This window comes from Serratia sp. 4542 (assembly GCF_016805595.1).
GTDB classification, from domain to species: domain Bacteria; phylum Pseudomonadota; class Gammaproteobacteria; order Enterobacterales; family Enterobacteriaceae; genus Serratia; species Serratia nevei.
Genome location: NZ_RXKV01000010.1, coordinates 853201 through 872782, shown reverse-complemented (window position 1 = coordinate 872782; position 19582 = coordinate 853201). Strand labels below are relative to the sequence as shown.

Here is a 19582-nt window from a genome sequence, read left to right as displayed (position 1 = left end):
GTTATTCTCCTGCCTGTGACGGCGCCTTGGCGGGCCGACGGGTAAACATGCGGCGCACCAACACATAAAACAGCGGGACGAAAAAGATGGCCAATGCGGTGGCGGTGATGGTGCCACCGATGATGCCGGTACCGATGGCGATGCGGCTGTTGGCGCCGGCGCCGCTGGATACCGCCAGCGGCAGCACCCCGGCGGTGAACGCCAGCGAGGTCATCAGGATCGGCCGCAGGCGCATGCGCGCCGCGTGGACCGCCGCGCCAATCAGCGTTTCACCCCGCTGATGCATCTCCTCGGCGAACTCGACGATCAAAATGGCGTTCTTCGCCGACAGGCCGATGATGGTGAGCAGCGCCACCTGGAAGTAGATGTCGTTTTCCAGCCCGCGCAGCGTGATCGCCAGCAGCGATCCCACCACGCCCATCGGCACCACCAACATCACCGCAAACGGAATTGACCAGCTCTCATACAGTGCCGCCAGGCACAGGAACACCACGATCAGCGAAATGGCGTACAGCGACGACGCCTGGCCGCTGGTCAGCCGCTCCTGATAGGACAGCCCGCTCCAGGAATAGCTGCTGCCGGCGGAGAATGTTGCCGCCAGTTTCTCCATCTCGCTCATCGCCGTACCGGAGCTGACGCCAGCGGCGCCCTGCCCGGTGATCTCGAACGACGACAGCCCGTTATAGCGCGACAGGTTTTCCGGCCCGTAGATCCAGTGCGAAGACGCAAAGGCGGAGAACGGCGTCATGCTGCTGGCGCCCGACGCGTTGGTGCCACGCACAAACCAGCGGTCGAGATCTTCCGGCTTGGCGCGGTACTGCACATCGCCCTGCATATAGACTTTTTTCACCCGGTTGCGATCGATAAAGTCGTTGACGTAGGTGCTGCCGAACGCGCTGCTGAGGGTGCTGTTGACGTCGGCGGCGCTCAGGCCGAGCGCCTGCAGCTTGCCGTTGTCGATCTCCACCTGCAGCTGCGGGGTGTCCGGCAAGGTGTTGGCGCGCACCGCCAGCAGTGCCGGGTTGTTGCCGGCGGCGGCAACAATCTGGTCGCGCATCGCCTGCAGCTCGGCGCGGGTGGTCGCCCCTTTGGCCTGCAGCTCGAAGGTGAAGCCGTCGGACTGGCCGAAACCGTCGATCGCCGGTGGGCTCATGGAGAAGACCTGGGCGTCGCGCAGCGAGGCGAAGTGCGCCATGGCGCGTTTGGCGATGGCGTCGGCGGTGTTCGCGCTGCCGCTGCGCTGGCTCCAGTCTTTGAGGCTGACGAACGCCATGCCGGCGTTTTGCCCGCTGCCGCTGAAGCCGAAACCGTTGATGGTGAAAATGGTGCTGACGTTGGCCTTTTCCTGGTCGAGGAAATAGGCGGTCACCGCCTCGCTCACCGCCGAGGTGCGCGCGTTGGTGGCGCCTGCCGGCAAGGTGTACTGCACCATCACCGTGCCCTGATCCTCGTTGGGCAGAAAGCCGGTCGGCAAGCGCAGGTACATCACGGCCGCGGCGATCAACAGCAGGCCGTACAGCAGCAGATAGCGCGTCGGCCGGTGGATTACCCCACCGACCTTGTCGGCGTACTTCTCCTGCAGCCGGTCATAGCCGCGGTTGAATTTGCCCAGCAAGCCCTTGTCGGTCTGCGCGTCGTGCGCGGGCTTCAGCAACGTGGCGCACAATGCCGGCGCCAGCGTCAACGCCAGCACCACCGACAGCACCATCGAGGAGACGACGGTGATCGAAAATTGGCGATAGATCACCCCGGTGGAGCCGCCGAAGAACGCCATCGGCAGAAATACCGCCGACAGCACCAGCGCGATGCCGACCAATGCGCCGGTGATTTCGTGCATCGATTTCTCCGTCGCCTCGCGCGGCGGCAGCTTATCCTCCCGCATCACGCGTTCGACGTTTTCCACCACCACGATGGCGTCGTCCACCAACAGCCCGATCGCCAACACCATGCCGAACAGCGTCAGGGTATTGATTGAATAGCCGAACGCCGCCAGCACGCCGAAGGTGCCCAGCAACACTACCGGCACGGTGATGGTCGGGATCAGCGTGGTGCGCAGGTTTTGCAGGAACACGAACATCACCACCACCACTAACGCCACCGCTTCGAACAGCGTTTTCACCACCTCCTCGATTGAGATATTGATAAAGTCGGTGCTGTCTTTCGGGTAGGCCACCTTGTAGCCCTGCGGCATCGCACTTTGGTATTCCGCCACCTTGGCCTTCACCAGCTTGGCGGTGTTGAGGGCGTTGGCGCCCGCCGCCAGCTTGACCGCGATCCCCGCCGCCGGGTGGCCGTTGAGGTGTGCGCTGGCGGAGTAGTCCTCGTTGCCCAGCTCAATTCGCGCCACGTCGCCCAGCCGCACCAGCGCGCCGCTGCTGTCGCTTTTCAGGATGATATTGCGAAACTGTTCCGGCGTTTGCAGCCGCGACTGCGCCTTTACCGTGGCGGTCAGCTGCTGATCGGCGGCGGCCGGCAGATCGCCGATCTTGCCGGCGGACACCTGGGTGTTTTGCGCTTCGATCGCCGTCTGCACGTCGGAAGGCATCAACGCATAGCTCGCCAGTTTGGTCGGATCCAGCCAGATGCGCATCGCGTATTCCGAGCCGAACACCTGTACGTCCCCCACGCCCTCGATGCGCGACAGCGGATCCTGCAGGTTGCTGACCAGATAGTCGGAGATATCGGCCATCGTCGCCTTGTCGCTTTCGTCATACAGCCCGACGATCAGCAGGAAGCTGCTCTGGGATTTCTTGACCGTCACGCCCTGCGCGGTAACCGCGCTCGGCAAACGGCTTTCCGCCTGCTGCACCTTGTTTTGCACCTGCACCTGAGCGATATCCGGATCGGTGCCCTGATCAAAGGTGACGTTGATACTGACCGAGCCGCTGGAGCTGCTGGTCGAAGAAAAATACAGCAGGCCGTCCAGGCCGGTGAGCTGCTGCTCAATCACCTGCGTGACGCTGTTTTCCAGCGTTTCCGCGTCTGCGCCCGGGTAGGTGGCGGAGATGGAAATCTGCGGCGGTGAGACGTCCGGGTACTGCGAAACGGGCAACGAGTTGATCGACATCAGGCCGCACAGCATGATGATGATGGCGATCACCCAGGCGAATACCGGCCGCCGGATAAAGAACTGCGCCATATCACTGCTCCCCGCGTTGGGTTTTGTCGACCGAAACCTCAACCGGCTTCACCGCGGCGCCGATCGTGACCTTGCTGGTGCCTTCGACGATCAGGCGATCGCCTTCGTTCAGCCCGCTGCCGATCAGCCAATTGCTGCCCACCACCCGTTCGGCGCTGACGGTGCGCTGCGCCACTTTGTTCTGTTCGTCCACCACCAACGCGGTGGCTTCCCCTTTGGCGTTGCGGGTTATGCCCTGCTGCGGCGCCAGAATCGCTTTGGGATCGACGCCGTTATCCACCGTGGCGTGGACATACATGCCGGGCAGCAGCTCATGTTCGGGGTTGGGGAACACCGCGCGCAGCGTGACCGAACCGGTGGCTTCGTCCACCGCGACTTCGGTCAGCTCGAGCTTGCCGGCATGGGCATAAGGCGTACCGTCCTCCAGCTTGATGGCGACCGGCGTGACCGCGCCGCGCTGTAACGCCGCCTGCTGGCGCCGCAGTTTAAGCAGCTGAGCGCTGGACTGGGTCAGATCGACATAGATCGGGTCGAGCGCGCGGATGGTGGCTAACGCATCGCTCTGGCTGGCGGTGACCAACGCGCCCGGCGTCACCGACGAGATGCCGATACGCCCGGCGATCGGCGCCCGCACCTGGGTATAGGCGAGGTTAATGCGCGCCGTCTCCAGCGCCGCCTGATACTGGGCCACCGACGCCACGGCCGCCAGATAGGCGGCTTTGGCATCGTCCGCATCCTGTTGAGAAACGCCGTTCTCTTTCACCAGCGCCGCATAGCGCTGCGATTTGAGCCGGGTGGATTGCACCGTGGCCTGGGCGTTTTTCAGCTGGGCGGCGGCCTGATCGTAGCTGGCCTGATAACTGGCGGGGTCAATTTGGTACAATACCTGCCCGGCTTTCACCTCGGCGCCTTCGGTAAATAACCGCTGCTTGATGATGCCGTCGACCTGTGGCCGCACGTCGGAGGTCATGGTGGCGTTGACCCGGCCGGTCAGCTCGCTGCTCAGGGTCACTGACTGGCCGCGCAGCGTGACCACGCCGACCTCCTGTTCTGCGCCCGCGCCGGCTGGCGCACCGGCGTTTTGCCCATCGCAGGCGGCCAGCAACAGCGACAGCCCAAGCACCAAAAGCGTTTTCCTCTGCATTGCAATACGATCCTGTTGAGAATGACTATTCTCAATATATCGAATGCCGGAATGCGCTTCTGAAAGGGTTGCGTAAGGATTCGGTAAAAGTTCGTCGGGCAGCGCCGGCCGGAGCGGCCGGCGTCGGGATTATTTGTGCCGCAGCGGCACGTCTTTCAAGAGCCAGGTCAGCGCAAAAGCCAACGCCATCACCCCGGCGGCAATTTGATACACCGAATGGATCGCCCCGCCGAAGGCCTGCAGGTAATCCTGCTGCAGCGCCGCCGGCAAATGGTGCACCGCTTCTGCACCGAGCGCGCGCGGCAGCTGCGCGCCTTCCGGCAACAGCGCCGCCAAACGGGTGTGCAGCACCTGCGTGAAAATCGCCCCGAACACCGCTACGCCTATCGAACCGCCGATAGAGCGGAACAGCGTGGCGCTCGAGGTCGCGACCCCCATATGCCGGGGCTCCACGCTGTTTTGCGCCGCCAGGATCATCACTTGCATCACCATGCCCAGCCCCAATCCCAGCAGGCAAATGTACAGGTACAGATGCTGCACCGGCGTGTTATTGGTCAGGGTGCCGAGCAACGTCATCGCCCCTAATGCGCACAGGGTGCCGACGATCGGAAACAGCCGGTATTTACCGCGTTTGCTGATGATCCGGCCGCTGATGATCGAGCTGACCATAATGCCGCCCATCAACGGCAGCAGCTGCATCCCGGCCTGCGATGGCGTCGAGCCTTTCACCACCTGCAGATACAGCGGCAGGAAAGTCACGGAGCCGAACAGCGACATGCCGACGATAAAGCCGATCAGGCCGCACAGCACAAAGGTGCGGTTGCGAAACAGCCCAAGGGGAATGATCGGTTCACCGGCCAGCCGTTCCTCATAGATAAAGCCGCCCAGCGACACCAGGCCAAAGGCCAGAATGCACCACAGCTGGCCGTCCGACCAGGCCATGACCGTGCCGCCCTGGCTGGTGAACAGGATGATGCAGGTGAGCGCCATCGCCAGATAACCGGCGCCGAGGAAGTCGATTTCATGCCGCACTCGATTGACCTGCGACTGAAACACCGCGCCAATCACCAGCAGGGCGAACAGGCCCAGCGGCAGATTGATGTAGAAAATCCAGCGCCAGGAAAAATGCTGCACCAGCAGGCCGCCGATCAGCGGCCCCACCACCGTGGCCAAGCCGAATACCCCGCCGAACAGCCCCTGATAACGGCCGCGTTCCGCCGGCGGGATCACGTCGCCGACCACCGCCAGGGTGATCACCAACAGCCCGCCGCCGCCCAACCCTTGCAGCGCGCGCATCAGAATCAGCTGCGTCATGTTCTGCGCCAGCCCACACAGTACCGACCCAAGCAAAAACAGCACAATAGCGATTTGCAGCACAATCTTGCGGCCGAAGAGATCGCCGAATTTGCCGTACAGCGGCACCACGATAGTGGAAGACAGCAGATAGGCCGTCACCACCCACGACAGTTTCTCAAGCCCACCAAACTCGCCGACGATGGTCGGCAGCGCGGTGGAGACAATGGTTTGATCCAGCGCCGCCAGCAGCATCACTAGCAGCAACGCGGAAAACAGCAACGTGAGCGAAGGCGCCTTGGCTGGTGCCCCGCCGTGATCGGGCCGGGTTGTCGGGTTTTCAATCTCCATCGGAGTCAGTTCACTTGTAATTAATTAATCGCATAATTAATATATGAGTCATCCTTTTCTCCGGTCAATGGATCTCACCGCGATGACAGCACGAAACGTTCAAACTCCCGCCAAGCCTCGCCGCCCCGGCCGGCCGAGCGGCGGCGCCAAAGGGGCGGACAAACGCGAGCATTTGCTTGATACCGCGCTGAACCTGTTTGCCCGCCAGGGGATCGTAGACACCTCGTTGAACGCCATTGCGCGCGAGGCAAACGTCACCCCGGCCATGCTGCACTACTACTTTCATAACCGCGATCAGCTGCTGGACGTACTGATCGAGGAGCGCTTTCTGCCGGTGCGCAAAATGGCCGGCGAGGTGTTCGACGCCAACGCGGACGATCCCGTCACCGCCTTCACCCTGCTGGCGCAACGTTTTATCGACATCGCGTTGGAACACCCCTGGTTCGCCCCGCTGTGGCTGCGGGAGGTCATGAGTGAAAGCGGCGTGCTGAAACAGCGCATGGATGAACGGTTCGGCGATGAGCGCCGCCAAATCGCGCTACAATCCATCGCGCGCTGGCAGGCGCAGGGTAAACTCAATCCCGATCTCGAGCCTTCCCTGCTGTTCTTCACGCTGTTCGGCATCACGTTGCTGCCGCTGGCCACCGCGCCGAAATGGCGGCGCGAACGGGATAAAGGCCAGCTGAACGCCGAAGATATCGCCCGCCACGCCGTCGCCCTGCTGCGTTACGGCATCGGCCCGGCGCGTTAGCCACCGGGCGCGAAGCGCCCTATTCAGCGTGACCTGCCATGCACCGGCAGTTGGTTGGTTGCGCAGTGAATGCCGCCGCCGCCGGCCGCGATGGCGTCGATCTCCAACTGCACCACCTTGCGCTGCGGATAGAGCGCCGTCAGCAGCTCAAGCGCCGCCCGGTCCGCCTGCGGGTCGCCAAACTCCGGGGCGATCACCGCGCCGTTGATGACGAAATAGTTGATGTAGCCCGCCGCAAAATCCGGATTGTTGCGGCTGAATCGGCTGTCACGCGGCGCCAGCGGCGGCGAAAGCGTATGCACCTGCAGCCGGCGGCCGTCGGCGTCGGTCGCCGCCTTGAGGATCGCCAGATGTTGCTGGGTAACCGCATGGTCATAAGAAGCCGGATCGGTGTCCAGATTGGCCACCACCACGCCCGGCCGCACGAAGCGGGCGTAAAAATCGACGTGGGCGTCGGTGATGTCCCGGCCTTTAATGCCCGGCAGCCAGATAATTTTGCGCAGGCCGAGCATCGCTTTCAGCTCCTGCTCCACCCGGTCCCGGCTCCAGCCCGGATTACGGTTCGCATTCACCCAGCTGCTTTCGGTCATGATGCCGGTGCCGTACCCATCCACTTCGATACCGCCGCCTTCGCCTATCAGTGCGCTGCGGCGCAGTTGGGCGGCACCGTAGCGGTTGGCGGCAAACGCCGCCAGGCGCGCATCCTTGGCATGCCGCTGCTTATTGCCCCAGCCGTTGAAGTTGAAATCCACCGCCCCGAGTTCGCCGGCGCCGTTGACGACGAAATTGGCGCCGAAATCGCGCACCCAGATGTCATCCAGCTCGGTGACGACATAGCTGACGTTGTGACTGCCGCAGGTGGCCTCGGCCAATTGCCGTTCATGCTCGCGGCAAAATACCGTCACCGGCTGAAACTCGGCGATGGCGCGGGCGATACGGCCCTGCGCCGCCTGCACATCCGCCGTGAATTCGCCCCAGATGGCCCGCTGCGCGCCGAAAGCGAGAAATGCCCGCTGCTGCGGTTCCCCTTCGTCGGGCATCCGCCAGGCCGGATTAAGCGCAGCTTCTGCGTGACCGTGTAACGAAACACCCAGCGAGGCCGTCAGACCGACTCCGGCGACGGCGGAAAGCTGTTTAATAAACACGCGGCGATTTGACATTAAAGACCTCTTTTAATCATTTATAATTCAAAAAGTTAACCGAATAATTCATGGTTATGCGGTTGAATCTTATGCTAGTCTTCCCCTGCCACCGCGACAAACGATATATTTAGTGGATATCTGATTAGACAGGCTTATCGATAATGTTAAAATACTGGCCCCCCTTGAGCGCGCTACGCGGCTTCGAAGCGGCAGCGCGCCTGGGCAGTTTTCATCAGGCTGCCGAAGAGCTGCACCTTACCCAATCGGCCATCAGCCAGCAGATCCGCAGCCTCGAAGCGTTTCTGGAGCAGCCGCTGTTCTTCCGCACCGGCCGCAGCGTGGCGCTGACCGATGCCGGCCACGATCTGTTCAGCACCGCGCAGGTGATGCTGCAACAGCTGGCGGTCGGCATTCGCCGTTTGGATCAGTACCGCAAACCCAATCAGCTGATCGTCAACACCACTCCGGCTTTCGCCCGGCACTGGCTGATGCCGCGGCTGGGCGACTTCAATCGGCAGCATCCGCAGGTCGACCTGTGGCTGTTCACCAGCTTTGAACCGCCGAATATGGCGACGGACAGTATCGATCTGGCGATCCGCGACGATCTCAGCGCGCAGGCGGACTGCAGCTTTAACGTGCTCTGCAGCGACCGGCTCTATCCCGCCTGCCACCCCAGCCTGCTGGCGCTGGCGGCGGAGCAGCGCGTGACCCTGCACGGCGAACGGGAGATGGACTGGAGCCACTGGACGGTGGCGGGCGGTGCGCACGTCGGCCAGCGCGATAGCGGGCTGAACTTCTCCGATCCCGGTCTGCTGCTGGACGCCGCCTGCAATGGCCTCGGCATCGCGTTGGTCAGCCAACTGCTGGCGCAGCACGCGCGCGACGCCGGGCTGCTGCAACCGTTAACCGAGCAACGCGTGCGCGGTGCCAACTGGGCGTGGCTGCTGCACCGCGACAGCGAACACAACCCGCTCGCCCGGCACTTCTGCCAATGGCTGCAGTCGGCGTTGCCCGCCGGCGCATAACGCGCCACGTCACGATTCGCTACTCTGGTCAGGCGGCCCCGCCTGACCGCTGCTACCTTCAATAAAGCGCCGCAACAGCCCGAAGAAAACGCGCTAACCTGCTGTTTCAAAATAATTAGTTGAATTCACCTGATAACTGAAAATCGCTAAAAGGATCTTCTATGTCTGCCGGTTTATTGAAAACGATAGCTCTGAGCGTGGCCCTGGCCTGCACCGTTCCTACCGCCTTTGCCGCCGATCTGACCGCCGGCGCGGTCGCCGCCCCGGATCAGTATGGCGCAAAAGTCGCCGCGCACATTCTGCAGGCCGGCGGCAACGCGGTCGATGCGGCGGTCGCCACCGCCTTTACCCTGGCGGTCACCTACCCTGAAGCCGGCAATATCGGCGGCGGCGGCTTTATGACGCTGTATATCGACGGCAAACCCTATTTCCTCGACTACCGCGAAGTGGCCCCCAAGGCCGCCAGCAAAACCCTATACCTGAACGAGAAAGGTGAAGTGATCGAAAATCTCAGCCTGGTGGGCAGCCGCGCCGCCGGCGTGCCGGGCACCGTGCTGGGGCTGTGGGAAGCCCACAAGCGCTTCGGCAAGCTGCCGTGGGCCGAACTGCTGACGCCTGCGATCGGCTACGCCCGGCAAGGTTTCACCGTGGCGGATCAGCAGTATCAGTACCGTGAAGACGCCAACAAGCTGTTCGCCGGTAAAACCAACTTTGGCGACTATTTCGGCGCCATGAAGCCCGGCACGGTGTTCAAACAGCCGGAGCTGGCCGCCACCCTCGAGCGCATCGCCAAGTCGGGCGCCGACGATTTTTATCACGGCGAAACCGCGCGCCTGCTGGTGGCGCAAATGCAGCGCGACAACGGGCTGATCGGCGCGGCGGATTTGGCCGACTATCGGGTGAAATGGCGTGAGCCGATGCGCATCAGCTGGCGCGGCAACACCGTATATACCGCCCCGCTGCCCAGCTCCGGCGGCATTGCGCTGGCGCAGCTGCTGGGGATAAAAGAAGATCGCGCCGCCGACTTCAAGGGTGTGCCGCTGAACTCGGCGCGCTATATCCACCTGCTGGCGGAAATCGAAAAGCGCGTGTTCGCCGATCGCGCCGACTACCTCGGCGACCCGGATTTCACTAAGGTGCCGGAAGCACAGCTGATCGCCCCCGACTACCTGCAAAAACGCGCCGCCGAAATCAACCCGACGGCGATCTCGCCGACCGAACAGGTGCGGCCAGGGCTGGAAACCCACCAAACCACCCACTTCTCAATCGTTGATGCCGCCGGCAACGCGGTCAGCAACACCTATACGCTCAACTGGGACTTCGGCAGCGGCGTGGTGGTCAAAGGCGCCGGCTTCCTGCTCAACGACGAGATGGACGATTTCAGCGCCAAACCCGGCGTCGCCAATGCCTTCGGCGTGGTGGGCAGCGACGCCAACGCCATCGAGCCGGGCAAGCGCATGCTCTCCTCGATGAGCCCGACCATCATCACCCGCGACGGCGAGGTCAGCCTGGTGATCGGCACGCCGGGCGGATCGCGCATCTTCACGTCGATCTTCCAGGTGATCAACAACCTCTACGATTACCATCTGCCGCTGGCGCAGGCGGTGGCCGCCCAGCGCGTGCACCATCAGCTGTTGCCGAAGGACACCCTCTACTATGACAGCTTTGCGCCGCTGACCGGCAAACCGGCGGAAGAGCTGAAAGCCATGGGCTACACCCTCGAAGATCAGGGCTGGAACATGGGGGACATTCAGGCTATCCGCATCGATGGCCGCACGCCGGAAACCGCGTCCGATCCGCGCGGCCGCGGCGTGGGCCTGGTGGTGAAAAAGTAACGCCCCGGCGGCCCGCCTCCGGTTAAACGGGCCGCCGCTTATACCTGTGCGACCAACACATTGACGTTGGCCGGGAAAACCAGCCCTTCCAACGCGTTGCCGCTGTCGGAGGTCACCAGATAATCGATCTCTGGCCATTTGGCCACCAACGTCATCGCATGCCCACGCAGCTTGTTTTCGTCCGCCAATACGATGCATTTGCGGCTTTGCGCAATCATTTTGCGCGCGATGGCCGCCTCATTGACGTTTTGATCCATCACCCCGGTCTGCACATTGACCGCGCCGGCGCCGATGATGGCGTAATCGGCGAAAAACGCCTCGATGTTATTCAGCGCGATCGCCCCCAGGCACTCCATTTTGGAGCCGATGAACTGCCCGCCGATCAGCACCACGTCGATGGAGTCATTTTCCAGACAGACGTTGGCGATCAGCGGCGAATTGGTGATCACCGTCAGCTGATCGACGGTCGCCAACTGGCGGGCGAACTCCAGCGTGGTGGAGCCGAAATCCACGAACACCGTATCGCCCGGCTGGATCAGCGTCACCGCTTTCTCCGCGATGGCGCGCTTCTCGGCCTCGGCGATTTTGGCCCGTTCGTTGAATTCATGCTCGAATTTGAACTGGCTGCTGACCGCACCGCCGTGGATCTTCTTAATCAGCCGATAATCTTCCAGCTTGTTGAGATCGCGCCGAATGGTTTCCTGCGAAACCTGGAATTTATCCGCCAGCTCATTCACGTAAACCCGGCCGTTGGCCTGGATCAGCGCCAGTATTTCATTGCGCCTATCCACGGAATTAGAGATATCCATTCACATTACACTCGCTGCCTTAAGTAAGAGTGACCGCTTGCGCCGAGACTCGCGGCGTCAACTGACAGAATACTACGGGTTTCAGGGCGTTAGACGCAAGCCGTTGCCATCGTTCACCCGGCGGATTCGATGCTGATGTGCAGCGCGTCACGCTCGCCGTCGGCCGGCAAAGCGATGTTGCGCAGCAGGATCCGCCGTTCCGGCAGGCAGCGATGCGTTTTGCGATACAGCACTTCCTCGCCCAGCCGCACCACCACCGAACCGGACACCGCCCGTTCCACCCGCATATTGATCGTGACCCGGGTGGGTTTGCCGATCAGCGCCACGTTGGCAGGCGCGGTCAGGCGGATCCGCTCGTCGTGTCGCACCGGGAGAATTTGCCGCGCCGGCGGCAGCGTGCGTTGCAGCGAACGGGCAACGGCTTCGCCAACGCGCAGCCCTTCCTGATAACACTGGTCGCCCATGTCCGCCGGATGCAGCATGTTGCCGACGGCGAAATAGGCGGTGTCGGAACAGCGGCCGAACTGATCGGTCAGCGGGCAGCCGCTGTCCGGCCGCTGCGCCAGGTGGCTCTGGCGGATCAGCGTATACTCCCCGGTGAAACGGCCGGTGAAGATCAGGCTGTCGCAGGCGATGCGCTGTTTCTCCCCGCGGCGGTTTTCCACCTCGATGGATTCGACCCGATCGCGGCCAGCAATATCGGTCACCCGCGAAGAGTAATGGATCGGCACCCCCATCAGGCGCGCATAGAGCGCGCTCAGACGCCAGGCAACGGGCCTGTCGCCGTTTTCAATCATGGCGACGGCGCGCACGCCGGCGTTGCGCAGCGTCCACAGCGCGGAGAAACTGACCAGCTCGGTGCCGACCACCACCGGCGCCTTGCCCGGCTGCAGCCCGCGCAGATAGACGAACTGCTGCAGCGCGCCGGCGGTCAGCACGCCCTGCGGCCGCAGGCCGCTCACCAGGCGCGGATGGCGCGGCGTTTCTCGCACGCCGGTCGCCAGGATCACCCGCTGCGCTTTCAAGGTGCTGACGCCGCGGCGATCCGTGATGCTCAGCTCGCCGCCCGGCTTGATGGCGAGCACCGTCACGCCGGTGCGGATTTCCACCTGCCCGGCGCGCGCCAGTATCTTATCGACATAGGTGGAGCCGAGCATCGGCCGGTAAAACGTTTGCAGCCCGAAGGTGGGGTGCCGACAGTGTCTCGGCACGCCGCCCGCTTCCCGCTCCCGTTCCAGGAGCACCACATCCTCGATCCCCGCCTGCCGCAGCGCGGTCGCCGCCGCGATCCCGGCCGGCCCGGCGCCGACAATCGCCACCTGATACTCAGTTTTCATCAATGCTCCCTACGGCCAGCGTCTGGCCAAAACGATCGCCTACCATTTCCGCCACCCGGCTGCTGCAATAAAAACCGTTGCAGCGCCCCATCATCACGCGCGTGCGGCGCCGCAGCCCGCCGATGCACTCCGGCGGCACGGCGGAATCGAACGCCGCCTCGATTTCCCGCTGGGTCACCAGCTCGCAATGGCAAACGATACCGCCGTTGTCCGGGCGCGCGTAATCGCGCAGCCCGTAGTCGGCGAGCATCGGCATCTGCGGCCAATGCACGGTCTGCGGCGCCGTCGGCGTGAAGCACGGCGTAAAATGGTCGCGGTAAAGCTGCTCCACGTATTGCGCGATGCCGAGCGCCGCCGTCAGGCCGGTGGAGCGAATGCCCGCCACGCAGATCCACTGCCGCTCGGGATAGGGCTGAATGCGGTAGTGTTTCTGTTCGGTCGCCGGGCGCAATCCGGCATAGCTGGCGGTCACGCTGTAATTTGCCAGCGTGGGCAGCAGCCGGGTGCCCTGCTCGATCAGCTCGCGCATTTTGGTTTCGTCCACCGTCGCCGTCTCGCGATCCTGCTGTTCTTCGGCGGTCGGCCCCAGCAACAGATTGCCGAAGATGGTTTTCGACAGCAGCACCCCTTTGGTGATCGCCGTCGGTACCGGCAAGATGATGGCGTTGATCTGTCCGGCGGCGGCCTTGTCGAACACCAGGAACTGCCCTTTGCGCGGGCGGATTTCAAACTCGGGCTGATGGCAGAAACTTTCTACCCGGTCGCCCTGATTGCCGGCGCAGTTGATGACGATTTGGCCGTGAAACTCGCCCCGGTTGCTGGTTAGCCGCCAGCCGGTCGGCAAGCGTTCGGCGCCGGTCACCTCGGTATTGAAGCGATAGTCGCCGCCGTGTTTGACGCCCTGCGTCAGGTAAGCCAGCGGCGTGCTCCAGGGATCGATCACGCTCTCGCCCGGCACCTCTACCGCCGCCAATGCGCCGGGCGCCAGCTGCGGTTCACGGCGATACAGCTCGGCGGCGTCGATCTGCGCCACGTCCGGCACGCCGTTGTCATGTGCCTGCTGCACGATCGCGGGCAGCGCCGCCAACTGCTGCTCGTCCCAGGCCACGACCAGCGCGCCGGTGGGCAGCAGCGGCAGATTCATTCGTTCGCGAATGGCGATAAATTCTCGGTAGCCGGCCTGCATGCAGCGCAGCTCCAGGCTGCCGCTGGGCGCATCGAAGCCGGTATGCAGCAGCGCGCTGTTGGCTTTGCTGGCGCCGGACAGGATATCGCCCCCCTTTTCCAACAGCAGCGTACGGGCGCCCATCAGGCAGAATTTGCGGAATACCGCACACCCGACCACACCGCCGCCAATCACGACAATGTCCCAACCCGTTTGTTCTTCCATCATGCTGATGTCCCGTTTTGATGTGATAACCACAATAAAACCACACAATAACCGCATTTGAAATGACAAAAACAACATAACTCCCAAAAAAAAGCCGCAGAATGGGGTGATAAGCAAAAAGTATGAGGTCGATCACGCGGGGTTATTTTATCTTGTGATTTATGTTGCTTTAATGTGTGAAATTGAAGATAGATTATTAAAACAGTCACACAACCAACACCAGGCACAATAAAAAACAAAACCTATAAGAGAGCGAAGCAATGATGAATCAACGTTATGCCGCGATTGATCAGGGAACCACCGGCACCCGGGTCGTGGTGTTCGGCGAAGACGGCAGGCACCATTCGCCGGCCAGCATGCCGCACAAGCAGATCACCCCCAATCCGGGCTGGGTGGAACACGACGCCCTGGAGATTTTGGCGAATATCCGCCGCTGTCTCAGCCAGTGCGACATGGTGGACGCCATCGGTTTAGGGCATCAGGGCGAAAGCCTGCTGGCCTGGGACGCCGACAGCGGCCTGCCGCTGTACAACGCCATCGTTTGGCAAGATCAGCGCACCGAGCCGGAGATCCAGCGCCTGAAACGCGAAGGCGTCGAGCCGCTGGTGATGGCGAAAACCGGTCTGCCGCTCGATACCTACTTCTCCGCCAGCAAGATGGGCTGGCTGATGAACAACGCGCCGGGGGCCAGGCAGCTGGCGCAACGCGGCCGCCTGCGGCTCGGCACCATGGACGCCTTCTTCCTGTTCCACCTGTGCGGCCGGCATCTCACCGACTATAACTCCGCCTCGCGCACCTCGTTGTTCAACATTCATACCCTGCAGTGGGATGAAGAGCTGTGCCGTTTGTTCGGCGTGCCGATCGACAGCCTGCCCGAGGTCAGAGACAACATCGGCCACTTCGGCGACGTCGCGCTCAACGGCAAACCGGTGCCGCTGACGGCCTGCATCGTCGACCAGTTTGCCGGCACATACGGCCACGGCTGCCATCAACCGGGGCAGATGAAGATCACCTTCGGCACCGGCGCCTTTTTACAGGCGATCACCGGGCCGCGCCCGATCGACGCCGGCGAGTCCGGCCTGTTGCCCACGCTGTGTTGGAAGCTGCCCGCCAGCGAGCCGGTATATGGCCTGGACGGCGGCGTTTATAACGCGGCCTCCGCCATTAACTGGGCGAGAAAGATAGGCCTGTTCAACGACTTCGATGAATTCGGCGATTTCCCGGCCCAGCCTGCCATCGCGCGCGGCCTGGCCTTTGTGCCCGCGCTTTCCGGGCTGGCCTGCCCGTATTGGGATCGCTCCGCCGCCGGGATGTGGGCCGGCCTGTCGCTGGAAACCGAACGCAAGGATCTGCTGCAGTCGATCCTCGAAGGCATCGCCATGCGTTCCGCCGAGGTGATCAACGCCATGGATAAGTTGAAACCGATCGGCGACAGCATTTCGGTGGACGGCGGCCTGTCCGCCAACCGCTATTTCACGCAGTTCCTCGCCAACCTGATCCAAAAGCGCATCGTTACGCCCGCCAACAAAGAGATCACCGCTCAGGGCGTGGCGCAGTTGGCGCGCAAAGGGCTGGGCGTGGAACAGCCGCTTAAGGTGCTCAACCGCTATGAAGTGACGGAGCCCGCCGAGGTCGATATGGCGGTCTGGTTCGCCCGCTATCAGGAAATCATCGCCCGCTCGCGCGGCTTACGTTCATCGCAGGAGGAACACCATGGCTGAGTTCGGTAATTTCATCATCTATATCATCATGGCCGGTACCCTGATCGGTGCACTGGCGTCGATCGTTAAACCGGAAGGTGAACTGGGGCGCGAGTTCGTCAACGGCATTCACGCCATCGGCCCGGTGTTTCTCGCCCAGGCGGGCATCATGGCGGCGATCCCGATCATCTCTTACCTGATCATGTACAGCATTGGCCCCTTCTTCTCGGCGCTGGGCTCCGACGCCTCGATCGCCGCGCTGGCGGTGATCGCCGTGGACATGGGCGGCTATCAGCTGGCCGACGCCATCGCCGCCAACCGCGACATGTGGATCGTCGCCATGCTGGTGGGTTACACCTCCGGCGCCAGCATCGTGTACCTGATCCCCGTCGGGCTTATCATGCTGAACCGCGACGACCATAAATATCTGGCGCTGGGCGCGATGGCGGGCCTGATCAGCATTCCGTTCGCCGTGCTGATCGCCCTGGTGACCATCACCTTCAACAACCTGCCGGTCAGGGAGATCATTTCCACCACCTCGCCCGCCGCGCACTATCTGCAGCTGGATTTCCTGCAGGCGCTGCGGCTGCTGTCGCCGCTGTTTGCCCTGTGTTTCCTGCTGGCGCTGGGCCTGAAGCTGCGGCCGGCGGCCATGGTGAAAGGGTTCCTGATCTTCGGCAAGGCGGCGGACGCCTTTATCAAACTGGTGTTGGCGCTGTGCATCATCGAGCATTTTACCGGCGTGTTTAAAAAGGTCTTCGGCGGCTGGGTATTCGATCCGTTATTCGCCGACAAAGACGAATTATTCCGCGCTATCGAGATTGCCGGTTACATCGGCATTATGCTGGCGGGCACATTCCCCATTTGTTATTTGTTCCAGCGCTATTGCCGTAAGCCGATGCATTTCATCGGCAGAAAACTCGGCCTGTCGGATACCGGCGCACTGGGCTTTATTATGGTGCTGGCTAATATCATCGCGGTTTATCACCTGTTCAAAGGCATGCGGGCACGCGATAAGGTGCTGTGCGTCGCCTTCGGTATTTGTGCGCAGGCGACGTTGGGCGATCACCTGGCGTTTACCGCTAACTTCCAACCTTCGCTGGTGCTGCCGATCATGATGGGTAAATTCCTCGGCGGCATGATTGCCGTGCTGATCGCCATCAAGATCTCGGTGCCGGAAGCCGAATTGCTGGAAAAAGAACAGACGCAAAGGCAGTCGACGGCCATCGCCGCCGCCGCTCGCTGAATTTATCCCTGCACCATAAAAAATAAACGGGGCGCCGCCTCACGGGGAAGCTGCGCCCTTTTTTCCCCACGTTCTAGTTATTGAGAGAGAAAACGGTAATGAGAAAGATATTTTTGGCCTGCCCCTACAGCCACGCCGACGCCAACGTCGTGCAGCAGCGCTTTATGGCGTGCAACGACGTCGCCGCCGCTATCGTGCGCGCCGGCAGCGCCGTTTTTAGCCAGGTCAGCATGTCGCATCCGATCAATCTGTGTTTGCAAGAGCTCGACAAAACCGCCATCGGCAAGTTGTGGGCGCCGATCGACGCCCTGTTCATGGCGGCGATGGATGAGTTGATCGTGCTCGATTTGCCGGGTTGGCAAGAGAGCGGCGGCATCAAGCGCGAGATGGACTCTTTCGCCGCGCGCGGCTGCCGCGTCAGCCTGTGGTCCGAGGTCGCGGGCGAGTTCAACTGAGGCGTGCGCCCCGCCGCTTAGCGCGACGGGGCAGCAGCTTATTTTCCGTTGGCCAATTCGCCGTACACCACCTGGCCGCGGAAACCGCGCCGCACCTGCTGGAACAGCTCGCGGAACGCCGGATAATCCTGCGCCTGGCACAGCGCTTCCTTGCCGCGAATGGCGTTCACCTGCAGCCGATGATTGACGATCACCTGCTGCCCGTCGCGCCGCCATGCCACGCGATAGTCGCCCGCCGCATTGCGGAACTGCCTGTCTTGCGGAATGGCGATGATCGGCACGTTGGCCGGCAGCTGCAGACGGTAGGTTTCGTCGTAGCGCTGCGCGCTGCAGTAGAACGGCGTTTCGTTGTCCGGCGCCGGCGTGGTGGTATACAGCGTGCGAAACGATTTGCCGCCGGGCGGATTCGGCAGGGTCATGCCGCCCACCACGCCGAAATCGACGTAGTCGTCCGCCTTGAAGCGGAAGCGGTAACCGAACTGTTTTTTGAGATCCAGCGGATCGCTGTTCATCGCCACCTCGCCGCTGCCGTCGATGCCGGAGGCGGACATGATCGACGCTTCGGCCTGCGCCCGGTTCTGCCGGTTGATCTGCGAGAAGTAGCCCCGCAGGTCAATCTCTTCCACTTCGCTCAGCCGACGCTCGGTTTGCCCGTGCAGATTGCCCGCTTTGTCGAACACGAAATCGACGCTCAGCGCGCTCTTGACCGGCTGCTCGTCGCTGCCCGGCGTGCGCGCCAGCTTGGCGTCGCGCGTCAGCAGCACCGGTGCCCCCAGGTCGCCTTCCGGCAGTTGCCCGAACCGCGCCCACGGATTGGTGGAGTCCAGGTACAGTTTGAATTCCGGCACGTAGGTGATGGCGTGGTTAAAGCGGCTGAGCAGCGGCACCTTAGGCAGTAACGGGCCTTCGTCCATGCCGATCAGCACCGGCGAGCTAGCAATGCCTTTGGCGGCGAGCAGCGCCTCCAGGATCACCACGTGGTCCTTACAGTCGCCGTAGTGGTTGTCGAGAATGCTCTGCGCCGAATTCGGCTCCAGCCCGCCGTTGCCCAGGTACACCGCCACGTAGCGAATGTTTTGCGCCACCCAGCGATAGAGGGCCTCCGCCTGCTCGCGCCGATCGCTGATGCCGGCGGTGATGTTGTCCGCCAGCGCCTGAATGCCCGGCGTCACCTGCGCCGCCGCGCCGGCCTTCAGCTGGTAGGCCTTGGCCAGCTGCGGCCACTCGCGGTAGGTGCTGGCCATGATGGTCGGGCTGAAGGTCCAGCTGTCCGCCGCCCAGTTTTGTGATTTCATCGGCGTGCTGCGCGAATAATGCCAGCGCCAGTGCGCCTGCCCGTCGCGGATCTGCGGCTGGTCCCCGCCTTCCACGCCGCGCGTGAAGATATGCATCGGCAGCCTGGCCGGCGCCTGCAGCGTCACTTCGGCGTCGTCGAACTGGTCGAAAACGCTGAACGTCTCCCACAGGCCGAAATAGTCGGGGAAATACGGGGTGTTTTGCGTGCGGCGCAGCTCATACACCACGCGCGATCCCGGCGCCAGGTTGGAGAACACGATGACGCGCACTTTGCGGTCGGCATACAGCGGCGCCGTGGCGCTGGAGTAGCTTTCCTGGGTATAGATGCGATCGGGCGCCACGTCGTGGCGCTGGCCGTCGGCGGTCAGCGTGTAGGCGGCGACCACCTCCAGCGTTTCCATTTTTTCGCTGTAGCTCAGGCGGATCTGGCTGAATTTCTCGACCGCCGCCTTGGTCTTCAGCAGCATTTCGTAGCTTTCCGTTTTCACGTTGGTGGCGTTGGCGTTGACGCGGTAATCCGCGCGATAGCGTACGAAGCTGAAATCGTTGTTGGCCGTGTCGTTCTGGCCCTGATCCGCCGCGGCGGGCGGTGCAACGGCCAACACGGTGGCCGGGTGCGTTGCCGTCAAACCGGCGAATAACAGCAGGGAAGGAATAGCGATTTTCATC

The 19582-nt window shown here is 62.5% G+C and carries 14 protein-coding genes; 6 read left to right on the top strand and 8 right to left on the bottom strand.

All coding sequences use genetic code 11. From position 1 onward, the window contains the following. Position 1: 1 nt before the first annotated feature. The 3 genes from EKL15_RS16345 to EKL15_RS16335 form a co-directional block, all read right to left on the bottom strand. Complete coding sequence (locus EKL15_RS16345) at positions 2-3139, bottom strand: efflux RND transporter permease subunit (protein ID WP_197808428.1); 3138 nt, start codon at positions 3137-3139, stop codon at positions 2-4. 1 nt (position 3140) lies between these two features. Then, on the bottom strand, positions 3141-4283 hold the full coding sequence (locus EKL15_RS16340) for an efflux RND transporter periplasmic adaptor subunit (RefSeq protein WP_060418836.1): 1143 nt from the start codon (positions 4281-4283) through the stop codon (positions 3141-3143). 129 nt (positions 4284-4412) lie between these two features. After that, entirely contained in the window at positions 4413-5927 is a 1515-nt protein-coding gene (locus tag EKL15_RS16335) for an MDR family MFS transporter (protein ID WP_197808426.1), read from the bottom strand. Between the two features lie 82 nt (positions 5928-6009). Here EKL15_RS16335 and EKL15_RS16330 point away from each other — a divergent pair, with 82 nt between their 5' ends. Further along, positions 6010-6678 (top strand): TetR/AcrR family transcriptional regulator, encoded by a 669-nt coding sequence (locus tag EKL15_RS16330; protein WP_204275783.1) that lies wholly within the window; start codon positions 6010-6012, stop codon positions 6676-6678. A gap of 23 nt (positions 6679-6701) precedes the next feature. Here EKL15_RS16330 and EKL15_RS16325 read toward each other — a convergent pair whose 3' ends face one another. After that, positions 6702-7838, bottom strand: coding sequence for an agmatine/peptidylarginine deiminase (locus tag EKL15_RS16325; protein WP_100395773.1), 1137 nt, complete (start codon positions 7836-7838; stop codon positions 6702-6704). Between the two features lie 143 nt (positions 7839-7981). Between EKL15_RS16325 and EKL15_RS16320 the strand changes: the two genes are divergently transcribed. Both EKL15_RS16320 and ggt read left to right on the top strand, forming a co-directional pair. Continuing rightward, positions 7982-8845: a LysR substrate-binding domain-containing protein gene (locus tag EKL15_RS16320; protein WP_100395772.1), complete on the top strand. Its 864-nt coding sequence runs from the start codon at positions 7982-7984 to the stop codon at positions 8843-8845. Between the two features lie 161 nt (positions 8846-9006). Further along, the gene (gene ggt, locus EKL15_RS16315) at positions 9007-10680 is read left to right on the top strand and encodes a gamma-glutamyltransferase (protein WP_100395771.1); all 1674 of its coding nucleotides are present in this window, start codon (positions 9007-9009) and stop codon (positions 10678-10680) included. Between the two features lie 38 nt (positions 10681-10718). Here the strand turns inward: ggt and EKL15_RS16310 are convergent, their stop codons facing one another. The 3 genes from EKL15_RS16310 to EKL15_RS16300 form a co-directional block, all read right to left on the bottom strand. After that, positions 10719-11489, bottom strand: a complete 771-nt coding sequence (locus tag EKL15_RS16310) for a DeoR/GlpR family DNA-binding transcription regulator (protein WP_039566063.1) — start codon at positions 11487-11489, stop codon at positions 10719-10721. A 113-nt stretch (positions 11490-11602) separates the two neighbouring features. Beyond that, positions 11603-12826 carry an FAD-dependent oxidoreductase gene (locus EKL15_RS16305; protein ID WP_100395770.1) on the bottom strand — a complete coding sequence of 408 codons (1224 nt, stop codon included), beginning with the start codon at positions 12824-12826 and terminating at the stop codon, positions 11603-11605. Then, a complete protein-coding gene (locus EKL15_RS16300; RefSeq protein ID WP_100395769.1) occupies positions 12816-14219 on the bottom strand; it encodes an NAD(P)/FAD-dependent oxidoreductase in 1404 nt (467 codons plus the stop codon). The genes EKL15_RS16305 and EKL15_RS16300 overlap by 11 nt, the downstream gene beginning before the upstream one ends. A 257-nt stretch (positions 14220-14476) precedes the next feature. On the opposite strand from EKL15_RS16300, the gene EKL15_RS16295 reads away from it, so the two are divergent. The 3 genes from EKL15_RS16295 (at position 14477) to EKL15_RS16285 (ending at position 17617) form a co-directional block, all read left to right on the top strand. Continuing rightward, positions 14477-15937 carry a glycerol kinase gene (locus tag EKL15_RS16295; RefSeq protein ID WP_100395768.1) on the top strand — a complete coding sequence of 487 codons (1461 nt, stop codon included), beginning with the start codon at positions 14477-14479 and terminating at the stop codon, positions 15935-15937. Next, the gene (eutH, locus tag EKL15_RS16290) at positions 15930-17162 is read left to right on the top strand and encodes an ethanolamine utilization protein EutH (protein ID WP_033640245.1); all 1233 of its coding nucleotides are present in this window, start codon (positions 15930-15932) and stop codon (positions 17160-17162) included. The genes EKL15_RS16295 and eutH overlap by 8 nt, the downstream gene beginning before the upstream one ends. Before the next feature lie 98 nt (positions 17163-17260). After that, entirely contained in the window at positions 17261-17617 is a 357-nt protein-coding gene (locus EKL15_RS16285) for a DUF1937 family protein (RefSeq protein WP_047567396.1), read from the top strand. A 38-nt stretch (positions 17618-17655) separates the two neighbouring features. On the opposite strand, the gene EKL15_RS16280 is transcribed toward EKL15_RS16285, so the two are convergent. Continuing rightward, entirely contained in the window at positions 17656-19581 is a 1926-nt protein-coding gene (locus tag EKL15_RS16280) for a DUF3857 domain-containing protein (RefSeq protein WP_100395767.1), read from the bottom strand. Position 19582 lies beyond the last annotated feature (1 nt).

Coding starts and splice junctions, on each gene's coding strand:
- EKL15_RS16340 (WP_060418836.1), bottom strand. CDS start 4,283: ATGCAGAGGAAAACGCTTTTGGTGCTTGGGCTGTCGCTGTTGCTGGCC.
- EKL15_RS16285 (WP_047567396.1), top strand. CDS start 17,261: ATGAGAAAGATATTTTTGGCCTGCCCCTACAGCCACGCCGACGCCAAC.
- EKL15_RS16310 (WP_039566063.1), bottom strand. CDS start 11,489: ATGGATATCTCTAATTCCGTGGATAGGCGCAATGAAATACTGGCGCTG.
- ggt (WP_100395771.1), top strand. CDS start 9,007: ATGTCTGCCGGTTTATTGAAAACGATAGCTCTGAGCGTGGCCCTGGCC.
- EKL15_RS16325 (WP_100395773.1), bottom strand. CDS start 7,838: ATGTCAAATCGCCGCGTGTTTATTAAACAGCTTTCCGCCGTCGCCGGA.
- eutH (WP_033640245.1), top strand. CDS start 15,930: ATGGCTGAGTTCGGTAATTTCATCATCTATATCATCATGGCCGGTACC.
- EKL15_RS16330 (WP_204275783.1), top strand. CDS start 6,010: ATGACAGCACGAAACGTTCAAACTCCCGCCAAGCCTCGCCGCCCCGGC.
- EKL15_RS16295 (WP_100395768.1), top strand. CDS start 14,477: ATGATGAATCAACGTTATGCCGCGATTGATCAGGGAACCACCGGCACC.
- EKL15_RS16300 (WP_100395769.1), bottom strand. CDS start 14,219: ATGATGGAAGAACAAACGGGTTGGGACATTGTCGTGATTGGCGGCGGT.
- EKL15_RS16305 (WP_100395770.1), bottom strand. CDS start 12,826: ATGAAAACTGAGTATCAGGTGGCGATTGTCGGCGCCGGGCCGGCCGGG.
- EKL15_RS16280 (WP_100395767.1), bottom strand. CDS start 19,581: ATGAAAATCGCTATTCCTTCCCTGCTGTTATTCGCCGGTTTGACGGCA.
- EKL15_RS16345 (WP_197808428.1), bottom strand. CDS start 3,139: ATGGCGCAGTTCTTTATCCGGCGGCCGGTATTCGCCTGGGTGATCGCC.
- EKL15_RS16320 (WP_100395772.1), top strand. CDS start 7,982: ATGTTAAAATACTGGCCCCCCTTGAGCGCGCTACGCGGCTTCGAAGCG.
- EKL15_RS16335 (WP_197808426.1), bottom strand. CDS start 5,927: ATGGAGATTGAAAACCCGACAACCCGGCCCGATCACGGCGGGGCACCA.